Source organism: Pseudoalteromonas sp. SCSIO 43101, assembly GCF_023650775.1.
Taxonomy (GTDB): Bacteria; Pseudomonadota; Gammaproteobacteria; order Enterobacterales; family Alteromonadaceae; genus Pseudoalteromonas; species Pseudoalteromonas apostichopi.
Genome location: NZ_CP072673.1, coordinates 793,282 through 810,696 on the forward strand (window position 1 = coordinate 793,282; position 17,415 = coordinate 810,696).

13 protein-coding genes and 1 tRNA gene are annotated in these 17,415 nt (G+C 41.3%); 8 read left to right on the top strand and 6 right to left on the bottom strand.

What is annotated here, in order from left to right; genetic code table 11:
* Positions 1-21 precede the first annotated feature (21 nt).
* Positions 22-2,337: a M66 family metalloprotease gene (locus J8Z25_RS03780; RefSeq protein WP_250661692.1), complete on the bottom strand. Its 2,316-nt coding sequence runs from the start codon at positions 2,335-2,337 to the stop codon at positions 22-24.
* A 299-nt stretch (positions 2,338-2,636) separates the two neighbouring features.
* Between J8Z25_RS03780 and J8Z25_RS03785 the strand changes: the two genes are divergently transcribed.
* The 3 genes from J8Z25_RS03785 to J8Z25_RS03795 all read left to right on the top strand — a co-directional run bounded on the left by J8Z25_RS03785 (position 2,637) and on the right by J8Z25_RS03795 (position 5,065).
* Entirely contained in the window at positions 2,637-3,323 is a 687-nt protein-coding gene (locus J8Z25_RS03785) for a 1-acylglycerol-3-phosphate O-acyltransferase (RefSeq protein ID WP_130052197.1), read from the top strand.
* Positions 3,323-3,658: a ribonuclease E inhibitor RraB gene (gene rraB, locus J8Z25_RS03790; protein ID WP_167658182.1), complete on the top strand. Its 336-nt coding sequence runs from the start codon at positions 3,323-3,325 to the stop codon at positions 3,656-3,658. Before J8Z25_RS03785 ends, rraB begins: the two co-directional genes overlap by 1 nt.
* A gap of 189 nt (positions 3,659-3,847) precedes the next feature.
* Complete coding sequence (locus J8Z25_RS03795) at positions 3,848-5,065, top strand: cyclic di-GMP phosphodiesterase (protein WP_167658181.1); 1,218 nt, start codon at positions 3,848-3,850, stop codon at positions 5,063-5,065.
* Here J8Z25_RS03795 and J8Z25_RS03800 read toward each other — a convergent pair.
* Positions 5,025-5,348 (bottom strand): hypothetical protein, encoded by a 324-nt coding sequence (locus J8Z25_RS03800; RefSeq protein ID WP_167658180.1) that lies wholly within the window; start codon positions 5,346-5,348, stop codon positions 5,025-5,027. The genes J8Z25_RS03795 and J8Z25_RS03800 overlap by 41 nt on opposite strands.
* A gap of 336 nt (positions 5,349-5,684) precedes the next feature.
* On the opposite strand from J8Z25_RS03800, the gene J8Z25_RS03805 reads away from it, so the two are divergent.
* Positions 5,685-6,962, top strand: a complete 1,278-nt coding sequence (locus tag J8Z25_RS03805) for an outer membrane protein transport protein (RefSeq protein WP_130049618.1) — start codon at positions 5,685-5,687, stop codon at positions 6,960-6,962.
* 114 nt (positions 6,963-7,076) lie between these two features.
* On the opposite strand, the gene J8Z25_RS03810 is transcribed toward J8Z25_RS03805, so the two are convergent.
* The 3 genes from J8Z25_RS03810 to pepA form a co-directional block, all read right to left on the bottom strand.
* A complete protein-coding gene (locus J8Z25_RS03810) occupies positions 7,077-9,932 on the bottom strand; it encodes a valine--tRNA ligase (protein ID WP_130049617.1) in 2,856 nt (951 codons plus the stop codon).
* A 23-nt stretch (positions 9,933-9,955) separates the two neighbouring features.
* Positions 9,956-10,402, bottom strand: coding sequence for a DNA polymerase III subunit chi (locus tag J8Z25_RS03815; protein ID WP_130049616.1), 447 nt, complete (start codon positions 10,400-10,402; stop codon positions 9,956-9,958).
* 126 nt (positions 10,403-10,528) lie between these two features.
* The gene (pepA, locus tag J8Z25_RS03820) at positions 10,529-12,043 is read right to left on the bottom strand and encodes a leucyl aminopeptidase (protein WP_130049615.1); all 1,515 of its coding nucleotides are present in this window, start codon (positions 12,041-12,043) and stop codon (positions 10,529-10,531) included.
* A gap of 322 nt (positions 12,044-12,365) precedes the next feature.
* Here pepA and lptF point away from each other — a divergent pair, with 322 nt between their 5' ends.
* Both lptF and lptG read left to right on the top strand, forming a co-directional pair.
* The gene (gene lptF, locus J8Z25_RS03825) at positions 12,366-13,478 is read left to right on the top strand and encodes an LPS export ABC transporter permease LptF (protein WP_250661693.1); all 1,113 of its coding nucleotides are present in this window, start codon (positions 12,366-12,368) and stop codon (positions 13,476-13,478) included.
* Complete coding sequence (gene lptG, locus J8Z25_RS03830; RefSeq protein ID WP_130049613.1) at positions 13,475-14,542, top strand: LPS export ABC transporter permease LptG; 1,068 nt, start codon at positions 13,475-13,477, stop codon at positions 14,540-14,542. The genes lptF and lptG overlap by 4 nt, the downstream gene beginning before the upstream one ends.
* Before the next feature lie 74 nt (positions 14,543-14,616).
* Here the strand turns inward: lptG and J8Z25_RS03835 are convergent, their stop codons facing one another.
* Positions 14,617-15,117, bottom strand: a complete 501-nt coding sequence (locus tag J8Z25_RS03835) for an RDD family protein (protein ID WP_130049612.1) — start codon at positions 15,115-15,117, stop codon at positions 14,617-14,619.
* A gap of 141 nt (positions 15,118-15,258) precedes the next feature.
* Between J8Z25_RS03835 and J8Z25_RS03840 the strand changes: the two genes are divergently transcribed.
* On the top strand, positions 15,259-16,911 hold the full coding sequence (locus tag J8Z25_RS03840; RefSeq protein WP_130049611.1) for an acyl-CoA dehydrogenase family protein: 1,653 nt from the start codon (positions 15,259-15,261) through the stop codon (positions 16,909-16,911).
* A gap of 176 nt (positions 16,912-17,087) precedes the next feature.
* Positions 17,088-17,172, top strand: a tRNA-Leu gene (locus tag J8Z25_RS03845).
* Positions 17,173-17,415: the final 243 nt, after the last annotated feature.

Sequence of the window (17,415 nt, forward strand, 5' to 3'; positions counted from 1 at the left end):
GAAAGGGCCTTATTTTTTGCATCAATTCGCTATAACTTTCATTGATGCCGGCTTAGAAAAGTTAAGATAATGACCATTATCAGCTTTTACTTCCATTAATTCCTGATGACTTGTATGCCCGGTAAATTGAGCTGTTCGTCGATAAGAGAGGTTCGGCCAATCTGATAATACAACGGCTACACCGGGGGCTGCTTTTATATAAACTGGGTGTTTATAAATAAAAGAAGGTAGTTTGTAACCAGAGCGTTCATTTGCACTGAGGCAGTACTCACTTTGATCTATTAAGCTCACAATACAACCTAAGGCTTCTTTTGAACTAAAAACGCGCATTGATCTTGGCTTAGAAAAGTCAAGGTAATGGCCATTTTTAGCAAGTACTTTTTTAAGTTTTTCATGTTCAACAGTTCCATTGAACGTAGCTATACGGTTATAAGACAAATTAGTGTAATCAGATAACATGACTTGCAAACCTTGTGGTGCTCTCACATAAATTGGCTTCTTGTGCACAAATGCAGGTAAAGAACTTACTTTTTGCCCATCCTCAAGACAAAACTCCTCATTTGTTTCGATATTAACAATACAGGCTTTTGGCTTGTCAAATGTACTGACTATCGAGGTTGCTAAATTTTGTTTTGCGGGTTTTAAATTTTTAGCTGCTAAGATATTTGAACCACAGTGAATCGAAGCAAAAACAGGATTGGCAGACTGTTCGATATTGATATGAAACTTATTCATTTTATCTGTATTTAATCGATTCTCAGGCAAATTAAAAGTTTTTGTACCTGCTTTTTCAGTGACCACAATTAATTGGCAGCTAGACTTTGCAAAGTTATCTTTATACACCGCACCAGATGAGCCATGAAGCGCAGGATAGATAAAGCTTGAAAGTTGCTTGTTGGGATCATAAAAGCCAATCAGAGTCGTAATGGCAACATCTTGCTTGTAAGGTGTTCTTTGCAAATTACTCATCGTATTTGTATCTACTACAATATTACTCCACGGTTCCATTTTTTTACTAACAGGATTCCATTTTGTGAAACCTGTCATTGAACTTGGAGAAAAATTAGCTTTGCTTTCAAAAAAACGCTGAATACGATTTAGCTCATATGGAGTGTGTAACGTATATTTATTGAATTCGTAATACATTGGCCCACCACCAGACATTGATCCTTTACCATATTGGTGGCCATTAAAAGACGCAATACACGTTTCCTTATAGCAACGGTCTTTGTAAGTTACTATAGATGAAAAGTTAGGTATAAATTTATCTAAATCCGCATCCCAACCCCAGGTTGAGTTACGTTCATCCGCAGGACGATGCAACACACCATCTACACCACCAGGGTAGTGTCCCATACCATAATTATGGCCAAGTTCATGGCTAAACTCATTTCCTTCAGAGCGGCGCAAGGTGACCATTCCAGCCCCTCCGGATAAACCATGAACAAAAATACCGTTACTATATTTACCGATAGCATTATGAGCGGTTAATTGTGCACTACTGAATGGATGTGAAGTGGGACCAGACATTCCTGAAGCGTTAATTCCATAGTTAGCGTTATTAATACCGTGGGAAAATAAGTTCTTTGCGATTTGATGACGCATATCACCGCTATAAACCCCTCCTTTACTCGGATCTGAGTCGGTAAGTAAGTTACCATTTGGCAACATTACTTCAGTAAGGTGAATCGGCTCGAACTTATTAACTGTTAATTTACTGAGCGGGACTTGTTGGAAATACTGTCGATGTAAGTCTGGATCATTTTGAAATGTGAATTTGTCACGATAAGGCGTAAGTAAACCAATATCTATTGTGTTAATGATTAAGTTTGAGCTTCCACCTACAGTAACGTTCTTCAGCTCTCCTTGTTTCTCTTCAAACTGGAAAGAGAGGCGCATATTTGGTTTAACAACAGATGCGGGGACTATAGTTGAAAATGTGTCTTCACTATAACTAATTGGATTGTCACTATCTTCAAACCCAAAAGGTTTAGTGAAGTTTTCTGGCGAGCGCATATATGTTTGGTAAAGCAGGCTATTATTGTGATCAAGTACGCTTAATATAATTTTTGCATCATTATTCAATTTATCATGTGGCTTAAACATGATCATCGTTCTTCGTTCGGCTACCAAGTGAGGTTGAATGTCGTCTTCAACCCCATTTTGTGATGGCGTAATTGAGTTTTGTGCAAAAAGGACCGTGGCTGGGAAGTTTCCTGTTGTGTCACTATGAAACTCGTTTTGATTAAATGTATTGGTCTGTAAGGCCGATGCATTAAAGGAGTGACACAAAGCAAATGAGCCAAGTAACGCTATGACTATAGGAGTTTTTTTCATTAGCACTTACCGTTTTTTGTAGTTTATAAATAGGGTAGGGGTATGAAAAAGTTAGCATTTTAAAAGCCATTACTCTTTAAGAGGCTTCATAATTTTTTTTGAGAAAAATCTGTAAATACAAAGAGGCCTCTCACGTTTGTTTGTCGTTTTTATGCTCATTATTTGTAGTGAAATGATGATATATTGCTTAGGCTTACACATGTGCGCTTAAAGCTATGGCTATGGCACTTTTCACGTTATAATGCGCGCTGTTTAGTACGAGGAGAATTCGTTTGTTAGCTTTTTTTCGCATCATTTTCATGGCTTTATTTATAATTTTAAGCTGTGTGTTTGGTTTGCTCTTATGTATTGTTAAGCCATTTCATACCAATAATGTACATATTATTTCAGGTTGGTTTTGCAAGGTAGCTAAAATTTTAGGTGTAAAACTTGAGCTTAAATACCACGATGATCCAAAAAATATAGGCCCTGCTGTGTATGTGGCAAATCATCAAAATAACTATGACCTATTCACTTTACCTGCCATGGTGCCAGAGAACTGCGTAAGCCTAGGTAAAAAAAGCCTTAAATGGATCCCGTTTTTTGGTCAGCTGTATTGGTTATCGGGTAACATATTGATTGACCGTGCAAATCGTTCAAAAGCCGCAGGCACAATTTCTAAATCAGCTGAGAAAATAAAACAAAAAGGTCTATCTGTTTGGATGTTTCCTGAGGGCACACGAAGCTATGGTCGTGGTTTATTACCTTTTAAAACAGGGGCATTTCACACAGCAATGAGTGCTGATGTGCCCGTTGTGCCAGTTTGTATGAGTACAACGCACAAAACTATTAAGCTAAATCGCTGGGATAATGGTACAATTTACCTCGAAATGTTAGCGCCGATTTATCTTGATAAAGACGTATCTGCTCGTGACCATGCTTCACATGTTCATCAGATTATGGCTGCTAAAATAACTGAATTAGATGCTCAAGTGAGAAACAAATAATGGAAAATTGGCGCGAAATTACTGAAGACATCGTTACTTCATTACTTGAAGATGGCTCAGATCCTGAAGTACTTTATGAAGTGGAACACCACTTTGTTAGCGAAAATTTTGAAAAGTTAGAGCAAGCAGCTTTAGCCGCTTTTAAACTAGGCTACGATGTTGAAGAGCCAGCTGAACTTGAGCTAGAAGACGGCGAGAAAGTATGGAGCTTTGACGTGGTTGTTGAGTGTGAGCTTGACGTAGAAGCTATTATGGAAGATGTCGATAAGCTAGAAGCACTTGCTCAGCAAACAGGTGTTGAATACGACGGCTGGGGTACTTACTTTCAGGAATAAACAGCTAGAGAGCTGTCAGCTTTCAGGGATAAAGTTAGCGAGTTGCTACTTTCTAACTTTCCCCTAGAAACTTTCTAACTTCCTCCTTTCTAACTCATACCTATTTCGTATTCGCTAGCCAATCTATAGACATTTGTAATCAATTAGCGATAATAAAAAACTCGATATTTTTATGCGCTAAGCTCACATATGCTTATTACCTTACCCATTGCCGAACTTGTACCAGGGATGTTTGTTGACAGTGTCAGTAAGCAACAAGAGCATGTAAATAGTATTAAGATCAAAACACGTGGTTTAGTGCGTGATAAAACAATTATTCAACGCCTGATCTCTGAGGGGGTTGAAGAGCTACTCATCGACTTTACACAAAGCGATGTTGCACTGCCTAAAAAATACCAACCAAAACCTGAACCAGCTAAACCAAAAGTTGAACAAAAGCCTGCAGCTAATGGATCACCGCAAGGGATCACGGTTCAACAAGAGTTTCTAAAAGCCAGCGTGCATTACGAACAACATAGCCGAAAACTGCAAAGTTTCTACTCTGATATTACATCGGGTTTGAAAATGAATGTATCGGTGCTTGATGATATCGCCGTTGATATAGTCAGCTCGGTATTTCGTAATCACAATGCATTAACTATTTTAACTCGCCTCAAAGATAAGCATATTTATAACTGGCGGCACATGATCAACACCGCGATTTTGGTGAGTGTGTTTGCCAAGTATTTAGGCTACAAAGAAAAGACAATTAAAGAGCTGGCAATGGGTGCATTGATGCACGATATCGGTCAAGCGAAAATGCCACAAGGTGTACTATCTAAACCAAGCGCTTTGAATGACAATGAAATGCAAGTTGTTAAAAAGCATGTGGCACAGAGCCTTGGCTTAGTAAAAGGTGAAAAGGGCATTACACCATTAATGCTCGATATGATAGTAAATCACCATGAGCGTTTAGATGGTACAGGTTACCCACGTGGTATTGCTGCTGAAAAGCTTAGTCGCGCAGCACGAATGATGGCCATTGTTGATGTTTATGATGCGATGACTGCAGATAGACCTCATCAAATGGGTGAAGAGCCAATCTCAGCTCTGCGTTATTTACTTGCTAATAAACAATTGTTTGATTCTGAATTAGTACAACGTTTTATTAAATGCTTGGGTGTGCATCCAGTTGGCACAATCGTTAAGTTAAACAATGAGCGCTTAGCGCTAGTTATGGAAGGTAACCACGAAAATCCTATTAAGCCAAAGATAAAGGTTTTCTATAATGCTAAGCACAAGCACCATATTACAGCTAAAGATGTCGATCTAAGCGTAGAAAAAGAACTAAAAATTATGGCTAGCATCAAACCATTAGATTATCAGCTTAATTTGGCTCGTTTGTTAAAAGAGCATCTGCTTGTTTAGACTTAATACAGCGTTTTTTGGCGCTGCGTTTTGCTGATATAAATGCACCACTAAAACAACTTGTCATTAATACCAACCAAAGCAAAGAGCCTTTTTCCACATGTAAGGCCACGCAACAGAATAGAAGCGATAAAACAGCACTCAGCATAGCACCTAGCCAATAGTGATTAACTGGGTTATCGCAATCACCTGCTTTAGTACAAGCGCAATAGTTTGCTTTACAAAAATAATGAACGCTGACACCGCATAATATCAGTGCTGCAATAATCAATGCGATTTCCATACTCAAGCTCTACAGAAAAACCTTTATTTTTAGTCTAATAGGACGTGAAATAGATGTCAATGCAAATGATAACTACTATCACTTGGTGTTTTTGTAATCAGACCTCTGATGAGTTTTAATAAGTTGTTATCTTGTTGTTAAAATGTCGGTTTTTTACCTAATTATAACGAAAAATTACAGTTTTTTGATCTTAATTAAGGTAATGTTCGAAAGTTTGTAATTATTAGAATAAAACATCTAATACCAACATACAGCGCTAATCTTTTATGCTTAACTAATAGGTTGCCCTCGTTGTTGGATTAGCTTTCGCACAAGTTTGCAAGAGGACACAGATTTATGAAGTTCACTAAAACACTTATTGCAGCATCACTTGCTGTTGTTTCTGCTGACAGCTTTGCTGCAGCTTTCCAATTAGCTGAGCAAAACGTATCAGGTTTAGGTCGTGCATACGCTGGTGAAGCAGCTGTTGCTGATGACGCGTCTGTTGTTGCTCGTAACCCTGCACTTATGTCTTTATTCAAAGACAAGCAAATTTCAGTTGCAGGTATTGCGGTAATTCCAGATGTAAGCTTAAAAGGTGAAAGTGCTGCGTACGGCTTAGATAAAAGCTCTATCGATGATGATAGTATCGCTCCATCTGCATTTATACCTGCAGGATACTTCACTATGCCTTTAAACGACAAAGTGTCTTTAGGCTTTGGTGCTTTTTCAAACTTCGGTCTTTCAACTGAATTTAAAGACGATTACGCAGCGGGTTCTATCGCAGGTGAAACTGAAATCGTTACAATTAACATGAATGCAAGCGCTTCATACAAAATTAATGAACAGTTCAGTCTAGGCCTTGGCTTAAACTATGTTTATGCAGATGCTAAAGTTGTTCGTAATGCAGGTACTAACCCGTTTGGTTTACCAGCTAGCACGCAAATCGCTCACCTTGAAGGTGACGACTACGGCTTTGGTTGGAATATTGGTGCAATGTATCAGTTAGACGAAAACAGTCGTTTTGGTTTTAACTACCGTAGCGAAACTGATATCGACTTTGAAGGTGAGTACTCAAACCAACTTCCAGCAGCTGTTGGCGGCTTAGCGGGTACTGTAGTACCTGGTGAGTTAAAATTAACTTTACCAGCAATTGCTGAGTTCTCGGGTTCACACCAAATTGATAAGAAGCTTGGTGTACATTACAGCATCTTATGGACTGGTTGGGACAGCTTCCAAAAGTTAGAAGCTTATACACCAAGCCAAGAAACGCCAGTATTCTCTAAAGCAGAGAACTTCTCTGATTCAATGCGTTACTCTATTGGTACTGACTACCAATACAGCGATGCACTTTTACTTCGTGCAGGTATTGCCTACGATGAGTCGCCAGCAGACCAATCACACCTTTCAATCTCTATCCCTGATACAGATCGTTTTTGGTTCTCATTTGGTGGTAACTACGCATTTAGTGAAAACTCAAATGTTGATTTAGGTGTAAGTATCCTTCGTGGTAAAACACAGAACTTCTCAGAAAAAGACAGCTTAGCGGCTTCTTTAGGCCAAGATGTTTCATGGGAATATGAATCAAAAGGTCACGCAGTACTAGTTGGTGCTCAGTACAACTACAAATTTTAATTGTGACGCGACGTAAAGTCGCTGCTACAGAGCATTAAAAAGCCGCGCTATAACAATGTCATAGCGCGGCTTTTTTGTAAGCGTGATTTTATATCACGCTTAATTACTTGTAAGTTATAGACTTTCGATTTTCGCTTTTTGCGCTAATAGTTTGTCTTTCGCATCTGTAAATTCAGCCAGTTTAGCATGCTCTTTAGCAAGCACTGCTTCTGGTGCGTTATTTACGAACTTCTCGTTAGCTAACTTGTTTTGAACTTGTGCTAAGCCTTTTTCTGCTTTTTCAAGCTGCTTCGCAATACGAGCAAGTTCAGCTTCAACATCGATTAAGCCAGCCATTGGGATCATGATCTCAAGGTTGCCAACATACGAAGTTGCACACGCTGGTGCATCGTCTTTGTTATCAAGTAGCGTGAACTCCTCAAGCTTAGCAAGAGAAGCTAAGAATGCTTCGTTTTCCGTTAAGCGGCGCTTGTCTTCATCAGATGCGTTAGCAAGCAATACAGATAGAGGCTTACTTGGGCTGATATCCATTTCACCACGGATGTTACGAATAGCAAGAATGAATTGCTTAACCCACTCTAGGTCAGCCATCGCTTGGCTATCAACATTTGCTTCATTGTAAAGAGGGAAACCTTGAACCATGATGCTAGTGTTGGCAGTTTCGATACCTGCAAGTGGCGCAACACGTTGCCAAATCGTTTCAGTGATGTAAGGCATTAACGGGTGCATCAAGCGTAGTAGGCTTTCTAATACTGTGATTAAGGTATGACGAGTACCACGTTGTTGTGCTTCGTTACCTTTAAACAATACTGGTTTAGTAAGCTCTAGGTACCAGTCACAGAATTGGTTCCACGTGAACTCATAAATGGTGTTTGCTGCTAGATCAAAACGGTAGTTTTCTAGATGCTCAGTATAGGTTTTAACAGTTGCTTCAAATTGGCCTAAAATCCAACGATCAGCTAGTGAGTACTGTTTTTCAGCATCTGTAGCGAAGCCACAGTCTTGCTCTTCTGTATTCATTAATACGTAACGGCTCGCGTTCCATAGTTTGTTACAGAAGTTACGGTAACCTTCAAGACGATTCATATCCCAGTTGATATCACGACCCGTTGAAGCCATTGCCGCAAGGGTGAAACGCAGTGCGTCTGTACCGTGTGCTTCAATACCATTTTCGAATGTTTTACGGGTATTTTTCTCAATCTTCTTCGCTAGTTGTGGCTGCATCATGTTACCAGTGCGCTTTTCAACCAGGCTTTCAAGGTCGATACCGTCAATCATATCGATAGGATCAAGTACGTTACCTTTCGACTTAGACATCTTATCGCCGTTTTCATCACGGATAAGGCCAGTTACGTAAACGGTTTTAAATGGTACTTGTGGCTTGCCGTCTTCATCTTTGATGAAGTGCATGGTCATCATGATCATACGAGCAACCCAGAAGAAGATGATGTCGAAACCTGTTACCAATACGTCAGACGGGTGGAAAGTTTTTAAATCATCAGTGTTTGCCGGCCAGCCTTGCGTTGAGAAAGTCCAAAGCGCAGATGAGAACCAAGTATCTAAAACGTCTTCGTCTTGTTTAAGTGCAACATCATCAGCAAGGTTGTTATCGCGGCGTACTTCAGCTTCGTCACGACCAACGTATACGTTACCTTCGTTGTCGTACCAAGCAGGAATGCGGTGACCCCACCAAAGCTGACGTGAAATACACCAATCTTGTACGTCGTTCATCCACGAAAAGTACATGTTCTCGTATTGTTGAGGTACAAATTTAATATCGCCATTTTTAACTGCTTCTTTCGCAGGCTCTGCTAGAGGTGCTACGCGAACATACCATTGGTCTGTAAGAAGTGGCTCAATTACTACGCCAGAACGGTCACCGTAAGGTACCGTTAGGCTGTGATCTTCGATTTTTTCTAGTAGGCCAAGTTCTTCAAATTCAGCAACGATTGCTTTGCGAGCATCAAAGCGGTCAAGGCCGTGTAAACGCTCTGGAATTGGCGCATCTAACTCAAGCTCTTTACCGTCGAATGTGTAGCTTTCGCCTTCGCTTAATACAGCAGCATCTTTATTGAAGATGTTGATCATTGGTAGTTGGTGACGTTTACCCACTTCGTTATCGTTAAAGTCGTGGGCAGGCGTGATTTTCACACAACCTGTGCCTTTTTCCATGTCTGCATGCTCATCGGCAACAATTGGAATACGACGGTTTACGATAGGCAGTAAAATTTCTTTTCCGATTAGGTCTTGGTAACGCTCATCATCAGGGTTAACAGCAACACCTGAATCACCTAACATTGTTTCAGGACGTGTTGTCGCAACAATGATGTAGTCTTTACCATCTTTGGTTTTTACGCCATCAGCAAGTGGGTAACGTAGGTTCCACATGTGACCTTGTTTGTCTTTGTTTTCAACTTCAAGATCAGAAATCGCTGTGTGTAGTTTAGGATCCCAGTTAACTAGGCGCTTACCACGGTAAATTAAATCTTCTTTGTGAAGACGTACAAATACTTCTTTAACTGCTTCAGAAAGGCCTTCGTCCATAGTGAAACGCTCACGGTCCCAATCTACAGAAGCGCCTAAACGACGTAATTGTTTAGTGATCGTGCCGCCTGAGTGGTTTTTCCATTCCCAGATTTTATCGATAAATGCATCACGGCCTAAGTCGTGACGTGTTTTACCTTCTTCAGCAGCAAGCTTACGCTCAACAAGCATTTGTGTTGCGATACCCGCGTGGTCAGTACCTACTTGCCATAATGTGTTGTTGCCTTGCATACGCTTTAAGCGCGTTAGCGTATCCATGATGGTATCTTGGAACGCGTGGCCCATGTGTAAGCTACCCGTGACGTTTGGTGGCGGGATCATAATTGAGTATGCGTCACCTTGGCCAGACGGTTTAAAGTAGCCATTTTCTTCCCAGCCTTGGTATAAAGACTGTTCAATATCTTGCGGATTATAGGTTTTATCCATTACACAGAACCTTAAATAAATGCTTAAATGTCAATTTCTTGCGTTGCAATATGGGCGCCCAGTTGGCGAAGCTTTTTAAACCGCTCACGGGCGGCTTGTTTAGCATTTGGCTCAACGGGTACGAAATCATAAACCTGCTGAAAACGACGGATAAAATCCGGTAGGTGTTCAGCTAAGTTGATTAATATTTTTCTGTTGCCGACAGGTGGAGTCATACCAATCTCAACCGGAGCGCCACCTTTAGGGCCTTCACCTTGTAAGTTGTGAGGTACGAAACTATCTGGTTCAAATGACCAAATAATGTCGTCGATTGTGTGGGCCGTGTCGGTGTTATCGGCGTAAATAAATACGCGATGACCTAGACGATACTGATCAGCAGCAATTTTGGCTGCAAGATCGAAAACAGCGTCTGCCGTTTGGTGGACACTATCATCTTGTTTTAGAACGTAAAATTGTGCGTTCATATTCATAGTGACTTTCGTCCCCACAGATACACAGATCAAAGCAGGGATTTTGACATAGAACGCGAATTGCTTCAATTAATAAGGCGCCATTTGGCGCCTTATTTAGGGTTAGTTTTAAGCTTTCGACAAGGCTTAATCGTGACTTGCTTCACTTATGCCCGCACGGTTTAACAAATACTGGGTTAACATAGGAACCGGACGACCAGTTGCACCTTTGTTTTTACCGCCGCTGCGCCATGCTGTACCTGCGATATCTAAATGCGCCCAGTTGTATTTTTTGGTGAATTTAGATAAGAAGCATGCTGCTGTAATCGTACCTGCAGCACGACCACCTAAGTTGGTAAAATCAGCGAATGGGCTTTCAAGTTGCTCTTGATAGTCATCCCATAGCGGAAGCTGCCATGCGCGGTCGCCACTTTGCTCAGACGCTTTAAGTAGGTCATGGGCAAGTGGGTTATGGTTAGATAGTAAGCCCGTTGCATGTGAACCCAGAGCAATAATACACGCACCCGTAAGTGTTGCTACGTCGACAACAGTATCTGGTTCGAAACGCTCAACATAAGTTAGGGCATCACACAGCACTAAACGACCTTCAGCATCAGTGTTTAACACTTCAACTGTTTGACCTGACATCGTTGTTAAAATATCACCAGGGCGATAAGCATTTGACCCTGGCATGTTTTCACAACCGGCTAAAACACCGACAACGTTGATAGGTAACTGCATTTGTACCAATGCGCGCATAGTACCAATAACACCCGCTGCACCACCCATATCGTATTTCATTTCATCCATGGCTTCGCCAGGCTTGATTGAAATACCGCCTGAGTCAAAGGTTAAGCCTTTACCTACTAATACGATAGGTGATTGGTCTTTGTCGCCACCTTGATAGTTGATTACTGACATAACTGATTCATTAGCACTACCACGACCAACCGCTAAGTATGAATTCATGCCAAGCTCAGCCATTTTTTCTTCACCAATAATATCAACGCTTACATTATCGAAGTTATTAGCAAGCTCTTGTGCTTGTTCCCCTAAATACGCAGGGTTACAGATATTTGGTGGCATGTTGGCAACGTCTTTACATAATTTGCTACCTGCAGCGATTGCTAAGCCATGCTCAATGGCGCTTTCGCCAATTGTTAACTCGCGGCGTGTTGGCACGTTGAAAACAATTTTACGAAGTGGGCGACGCGGATCGCTCTTTTTGCTTTTCAGTTGGTTGAAGGTGTATAAGCAGTCTTGAGTTGTTTCAACTGCTTGGCGCACTTTCCAGTAGGTGTCGCGGCTTTTAACGTGTTGCTCTGTTAAAAAGCATACTGCTTCCATTGAACCGGTTTCGTTTAGCGTGTTAATCGTTTTTGAGATGATTTGTTTATATTGTTTGTCATCAAGCTCACGCTCTTTACCACAACCGACTAACAACACACGCTCACTCAGTACATTTGGTACATGATGTAATAGCAATACTTGGCCTGGTTTACCTTCAAGGTCACCGCGGCGTAGCAAATTTGAGATATAACCGTCACTGATTTTATCTAATTGTTCACCAATGGGGGATAAACGACGTGGCTCATAAACGCCTACTACAATACATGCGCTACGTTGCTTTTCTGGACTACCACTTTTTACGCTAAATTCCATTGTTACTCCTGATATTGAGTCGTATAACCTTAGTTTATAAGGGTAAGAAATTCTTTTTCGAGTCCTTTCTTACATTTTTTAGTTTAATAGCACTAATCTTAGTACATAAACTATGACTCTATTTATGTGTTTTTGAACTTTATCTTAATGTGAATATCAATATCACATAATAGACGCCATCTGCACCATTTATGCAAGATTATATGTTCTTGCTAGGTATGATATTTAACTTTGATGGCATATAATAAAGTGAGTAAAATAACTAGTTTACTCAAAATTCCTTACTATTCCAGTGAAACTCGATGTTTAACAGGGGCGAGCATTGCTAATTTTTCGTTATTTGACCACTGAAGTCTTCAAGTCGCAGGTCGCCGTATTTTTAACTTTGATGACTATTTTTGTGTCTCAAAAGTTTGTCGTTATCTTAGGAGACGCCTCTGAAGGGGGTCTTCCAGCTAAACTTGTGCTTTCGATGATTGCACTAAAACTTCCTCAACTAGCTTCTCTTATACTGCCTTTGAGTATCTTCTTGGGTATTATTTTGGCGTACAGTCGCATTTATGCCGACAGCGAAATGACTGTTTTCAAAGCCTGCGGTGTTAGTGAGTGGTACGTGGTTCGTGTCACACTTATCTCAAGTACTGCGATGGCTGTTTTAGCTGGGGCGCTGACACTTTATGTTGCGCCATGGGCCAGTGAACAAGAATATCAATTAAAAGAGCAAGCAAAAGCGGATGCTGGCTTATCGGCACTTCGTGCAGGGCGTTTTCAGCAAACTGGAAACGAAAAAGCGGTTGTTTTTATTCACAACATCGAAAATAGCGGAAAAGAGCTACATAAAGTATTTGTTGCTCAGCTACCCGATCGTGAAAAAGGTGACTTAGCACGTTTGGTGTATGCAGAATGTGGTGTGGTGATTGAGCAAGAAAACGGTGAACAGCAACTTGTTCTTAACGATGGTAAGCGCTACGAAACAGATGGCGAGTCTGCTGCGTTAAACTTAACAGAGTTCGATGGTTACAGTGTGCAAATTCAAGATCAAGAAATTGAACATCAGCGCCGTAAGTTAGAAGCTATTTCAACGCTTGATTTATTCAAAATGAAAACCTCTGAAGCCATTGCACAGTGGCAGTGGCGTTTAGCTATCCCGCTTTCAATTCCATTATTAACCTTATTAGCAGTACCGCTAAGTGTGGTGAATCCGCGCCAAGGTAAATTCGCTAAATTGGTGCCCGCAATCAGCTTGTATTTAGGGTATTTCATTTTACTGAATGCCGCTAAATTTGCAGTTGAAGATGGCAAAATCCCACCTTCAATTGGCTTGTGGTGGATTCATTTATCAGCTTTGTTTATTGGTGGTTTCTTGATTATTAAAGGTCGTCCGCTCGGCGCATGGTTAAGGTCAATTGTGACTAAGCGGGAGCTAAGCATATGATGAAAACTCTCGACTGGTATTTAGGCCGCAGCATTATTCAAACAACCGGTTTTGCTTTAATGGTACTGGTGGGTATTAGTACCCTGATTAAGTTTATTGAGCAGTTAAAATCGGTTGGTCGTGGTAGCTATGATATTGCAACCGCGCTGATCTACACCATATACAGCATGCCGGGTGATTTGGTTATTTTCTTTCCTATGGCTGCACTGATTGGCGGATTGACCGGTCTTGGCGCTTTAGCATCCAACAGTGAGTTGGTGGTAATGCAAGCCGCGGGTATGTCACGTCTGCAAATTATTACTTCAGTTATGAAAACCGCTATGTTTATGGCGATTTGTATGATGGCGCTTGGTGAATGGGGCGCCCCTGAAGCACAGCTCAAGGCAAAAGAAATACGCAATCAAGCAATTTATGGTGGTGATGTTTTTAATGCCAAGCAAGGTGTGTGGGCAAAAGATGGCAGCAATTTTATTAATATCGAAGATGTCGACCAGCAAGGTACGTTACGTGGCGTGCATATGTATCACTTTGATAAGTCGTTGCAACTTACTCAGATCACAAAGGCTGAAGAGGCATTAAATCGTAAAGATGGCTGGTTACTTCGTGATGTGAATAAGGTGGTGATCACACCTGAGCAGATCAGTACTGAACAGCACAAGGAAGAGTTTTACGACTCGCAGCTGACCGCTGAAAAGTTAGGAGTTGTATCAGTGAAGCCCGAGGCGCTTTCGTTTACTGGGCTTTGGTCATATTTAGGTTATTTGCAGCAAAATGAGCAAGACACCAGCACTTATGAGTTAGCTTTATGGCGTAAGGTTATGCAACCGGTATCTATAGCCGTTATGTTGTTAGTTGCCTTATCGTTTATATTCGGCCCGCTTCGCACAGTAACCATGGGGGCACGTATCATCATGGGTGTAATAACAGGTATTACTTTCCACTTAACCAATGAAATTTTTGGTCCTGTGGTGATGGTTTATCAAATTCCAGCTGTGGTTGGTGCTGTGTTACCAAGCTTACTGTTTATAGGGTTTGCTACTTATCTATTGAATAAACGAGTGTAATGCTCGTTTAAAATGCACAAAAAAGCGTGGTTTGTTGCCACGCTTTTTTTGTACTTGATGTGTTGCTTAATCACTTAATCAAGTGAGCGATAAATACGTTTATTTTCTTCTTTGGTGAGGGTGATCACTTCAGTTTTTGCGATGTAATCTTGCAATGCGCGCTTATTTTTAAAATCGACCAACACCACTAAATTACCTAAACCTAATAGCGCAGTAATGGCTCTAAGTGCACCTTGTTGCCAGCTAATTAATTGACCATCGAGGGTTTGCACCTTCAAACGCCATGCCCGCATACCAATTGTTTGGCCGCTTTTAGCCCAGAAGTAGCTAAAGAAACTAATACTCACTATCACCAATAACGCACTACGAATGCCATACAATAATGGTGAATTTTGAATGAAAGCGGATACATCTTCAGCGTCACCAATACTTAGTAAGTCTAAAGAAATTAGCCCTTGAACAGCTAATAAATACAGTACGGTAGTCAGCATAGCAAAGGCAATGATAACCAAGGTATCGTAGATTAAAGAGGCAAAGCGGCGCCAGAAACCGGCACGTGGAAACTCAGCTGACATAAACAATCTCATCCAATTAAATTGCGCAGTAGTTTAGCAAAGTCCTTCGCAAACAAGAAATACTTAACGGCCGTTTAGCAAGTCGACAAACAGGTCTGACCTGCTATAGTTGAGAAAATAATAAAAAATGAGCACACAATTATGGCCGTTTCTCAAAGCGAAACCCATCAGGTATTTAATCAACCCAAACCACTTGAAAACTACAATGCCTACGAGGCTGATACCGTATTACAGTATTGGCAAAACCGTTTTGCAGGGCAGTGGGGAACTGTGCATTTAGCTGCGTTTGGGGAGCAAGTGGGTGGCGTATTACTGCAAGCTGGTTTTTTAGCAAACAAACACTTACCAGAATTAACGACTCACAGTCGGTTTGGCGAACGCATAGACCAAGTTGACTATCATCCAAGCTATCATGAGCTGATGCAGCATGCCATAGAGCAAGGTCACTGCGCATTGCCTTGGCAACAACAAAAAGCCGGGAGTCATGTTGTAAGAGCTGTGATGGCAGTGCTGCACAATCATGCAGATCCGGGCTCCGGCTGTCCATTAACCATGACTTTTGCCAGTGTGCCAGCTATTGCCAGCCAAGAAAATATCGCAGCTATGTGGCTACCTAAAATAATGGCAAATCATTACGACCCAGATAATAAGCCTTGGTCTGAAAAAAAGGGTGTCACTATAGGTATGGCGATGACCGAAAAACAAGGCGGCTCTGATGTTCGAGCCAATACCACTAAAGCCGCAGCTATTAATGAAAGTGGCGCAGGGCAATTATATGCTTTAACTGGGCACAAATGGTTTTGCTCAGCGCCCATGAGTGACGCATTTTTAGTACTCGCTAACACTGATGAAAACCAATTATCCTGCTTCTTAGTGCCGCGTTGGCTCGAAACTGGTGAGAAAAATGCCATGTATATTCAGCGTTTAAAAAATAAGTTAGGTAATCAATCGAATGCGAGCTCTGAAATAGAGTTCAGAGGCGCGCATGGCTGGTTGCTAGGAGAGCCAGGGCGAGGCATTGCAACTATTATTCAAATGGTCGCTTTGACTCGTTATGATTGTATGCTTGGTTCAAGTTCGTTGATGTTGCAAGCTGTGAAAGAAGCGATATGGCACACTTCAGGGCGAAGTGTATTTGGTAAAAACCTGCACCAGCAGCCACTAATGCTTAATGTACTGGCAGATTTAGCTATCGAGGCTGAAGCTGCACTTGCTATTTCCATGCGTATTGCACATGCTCTTGATAATCAAGGTAATAGCAATGAAGTTGCATTAGTACGCAGTGCCACTGCAATAGGTAAATACTGGATCTGTAAGCGTGCGGTGCAGCAGACCTATGAGGCTATGGAATGTATTGGGGGCGTGGGTTATGTGCAAGACAACATTATCAGTCGACTTTATAAAGAAGCACCTGTTAACTCAATTTGGGAAGGTTCTGGTAATGTTCAGTGCCTTGATCTTTTGCGTGTATTTAATCGTGAGCCTGAATCTCTGAAGGTGCTTATGAATGAGCTTGAAAAGGCACGCAGTTTGAGCCTCGACTACGCGACAAAGTTAGATGAACTACAACGAATGCTCACTGATGCCGCGAATCTCGAAATGCATGCTCGACGCATAATTGAAAGGCTTGCGCTACTTTGGCAAGCATCAACGCTATTACAATTTGGCGAGCCACTTATTGCAGACGCGTTTGTGAAGAGTCGTCTAAATGAAGTGAGTTTTAGCCAGTACGGCTGTCTTAGTCATGACATCGATTGTCAGGCTATTGTTTCACGAATGATGCCAAAACTCTAAAGTTAACAACTTGTTTAATTATTGTGCGGTTGAGTAGTGGCACCGCATAAAACGCTTGCTGCCTTACCTATTCTTTGTATAATGCTTGGCATAGAGACAAAAGCAGCTTAAAAAGCTTTTGCTCTAAAGTGGTTTTTCTTTATCTTCTCGTGTTTAGAAGGTTAAAGAAAAATGAAGCCAGTATGATGGAATTGGTAGACATGACGGATTCAAAATCCGTTGCCTTCGGGCGTGGCGGTTCAAGTCCGCCTACTGGTACCACTTTTTAACCCTAGCCAATTGGTTAGGGTTTTTTTATGCCTGAAAGCTATCAGCTATCAGCCGAGTGATCGCCTATCGCCTAGTACCCAGAACCTAGGACCCAGAGCTTATAACTCAAATTTAAGTACCAACTCCACCACTATTAAAGCAACTTTTGTTCTATTTATAACCGACCAAGCTCAAACTATGTTTGATCTACAAATAACCATGAAAAATGTGTGCTTATTTGCTTGGAAAGTAACC

Bases quoted from the DNA above. Each gene is read 5' to 3' on its own strand.
- J8Z25_RS03795 (WP_167658181.1), top strand. From the start codon at position 3,848: ATGCTTATTACCTTACCCATTGCCGAACTTGTACCAGGGATGTTTGTT.
- rraB (WP_167658182.1), top strand. From the start codon at position 3,323: ATGGAAAATTGGCGCGAAATTACTGAAGACATCGTTACTTCATTACTT.
- pepA (WP_130049615.1), bottom strand. From the start codon at position 12,043: ATGGAATTTAGCGTAAAAAGTGGTAGTCCAGAAAAGCAACGTAGCGCA.
- J8Z25_RS03780 (WP_250661692.1), bottom strand. From the start codon at position 2,337: ATGAAAAAAACTCCTATAGTCATAGCGTTACTTGGCTCATTTGCTTTG.
- J8Z25_RS03840 (WP_130049611.1), top strand. From the start codon at position 15,259: ATGGCCGTTTCTCAAAGCGAAACCCATCAGGTATTTAATCAACCCAAA.
- J8Z25_RS03810 (WP_130049617.1), bottom strand. From the start codon at position 9,932: ATGGATAAAACCTATAATCCGCAAGATATTGAACAGTCTTTATACCAA.
- J8Z25_RS03815 (WP_130049616.1), bottom strand. From the start codon at position 10,402: ATGAATATGAACGCACAATTTTACGTTCTAAAACAAGATGATAGTGTC.
- J8Z25_RS03805 (WP_130049618.1), top strand. From the start codon at position 5,685: ATGAAGTTCACTAAAACACTTATTGCAGCATCACTTGCTGTTGTTTCT.
- lptG (WP_130049613.1), top strand. From the start codon at position 13,475: ATGATGAAAACTCTCGACTGGTATTTAGGCCGCAGCATTATTCAAACA.
- J8Z25_RS03785 (WP_130052197.1), top strand. From the start codon at position 2,637: ATGGCTTTATTTATAATTTTAAGCTGTGTGTTTGGTTTGCTCTTATGT.
- J8Z25_RS03835 (WP_130049612.1), bottom strand. From the start codon at position 15,117: ATGTCAGCTGAGTTTCCACGTGCCGGTTTCTGGCGCCGCTTTGCCTCT.
- J8Z25_RS03800 (WP_167658180.1), bottom strand. From the start codon at position 5,348: ATGGAAATCGCATTGATTATTGCAGCACTGATATTATGCGGTGTCAGC.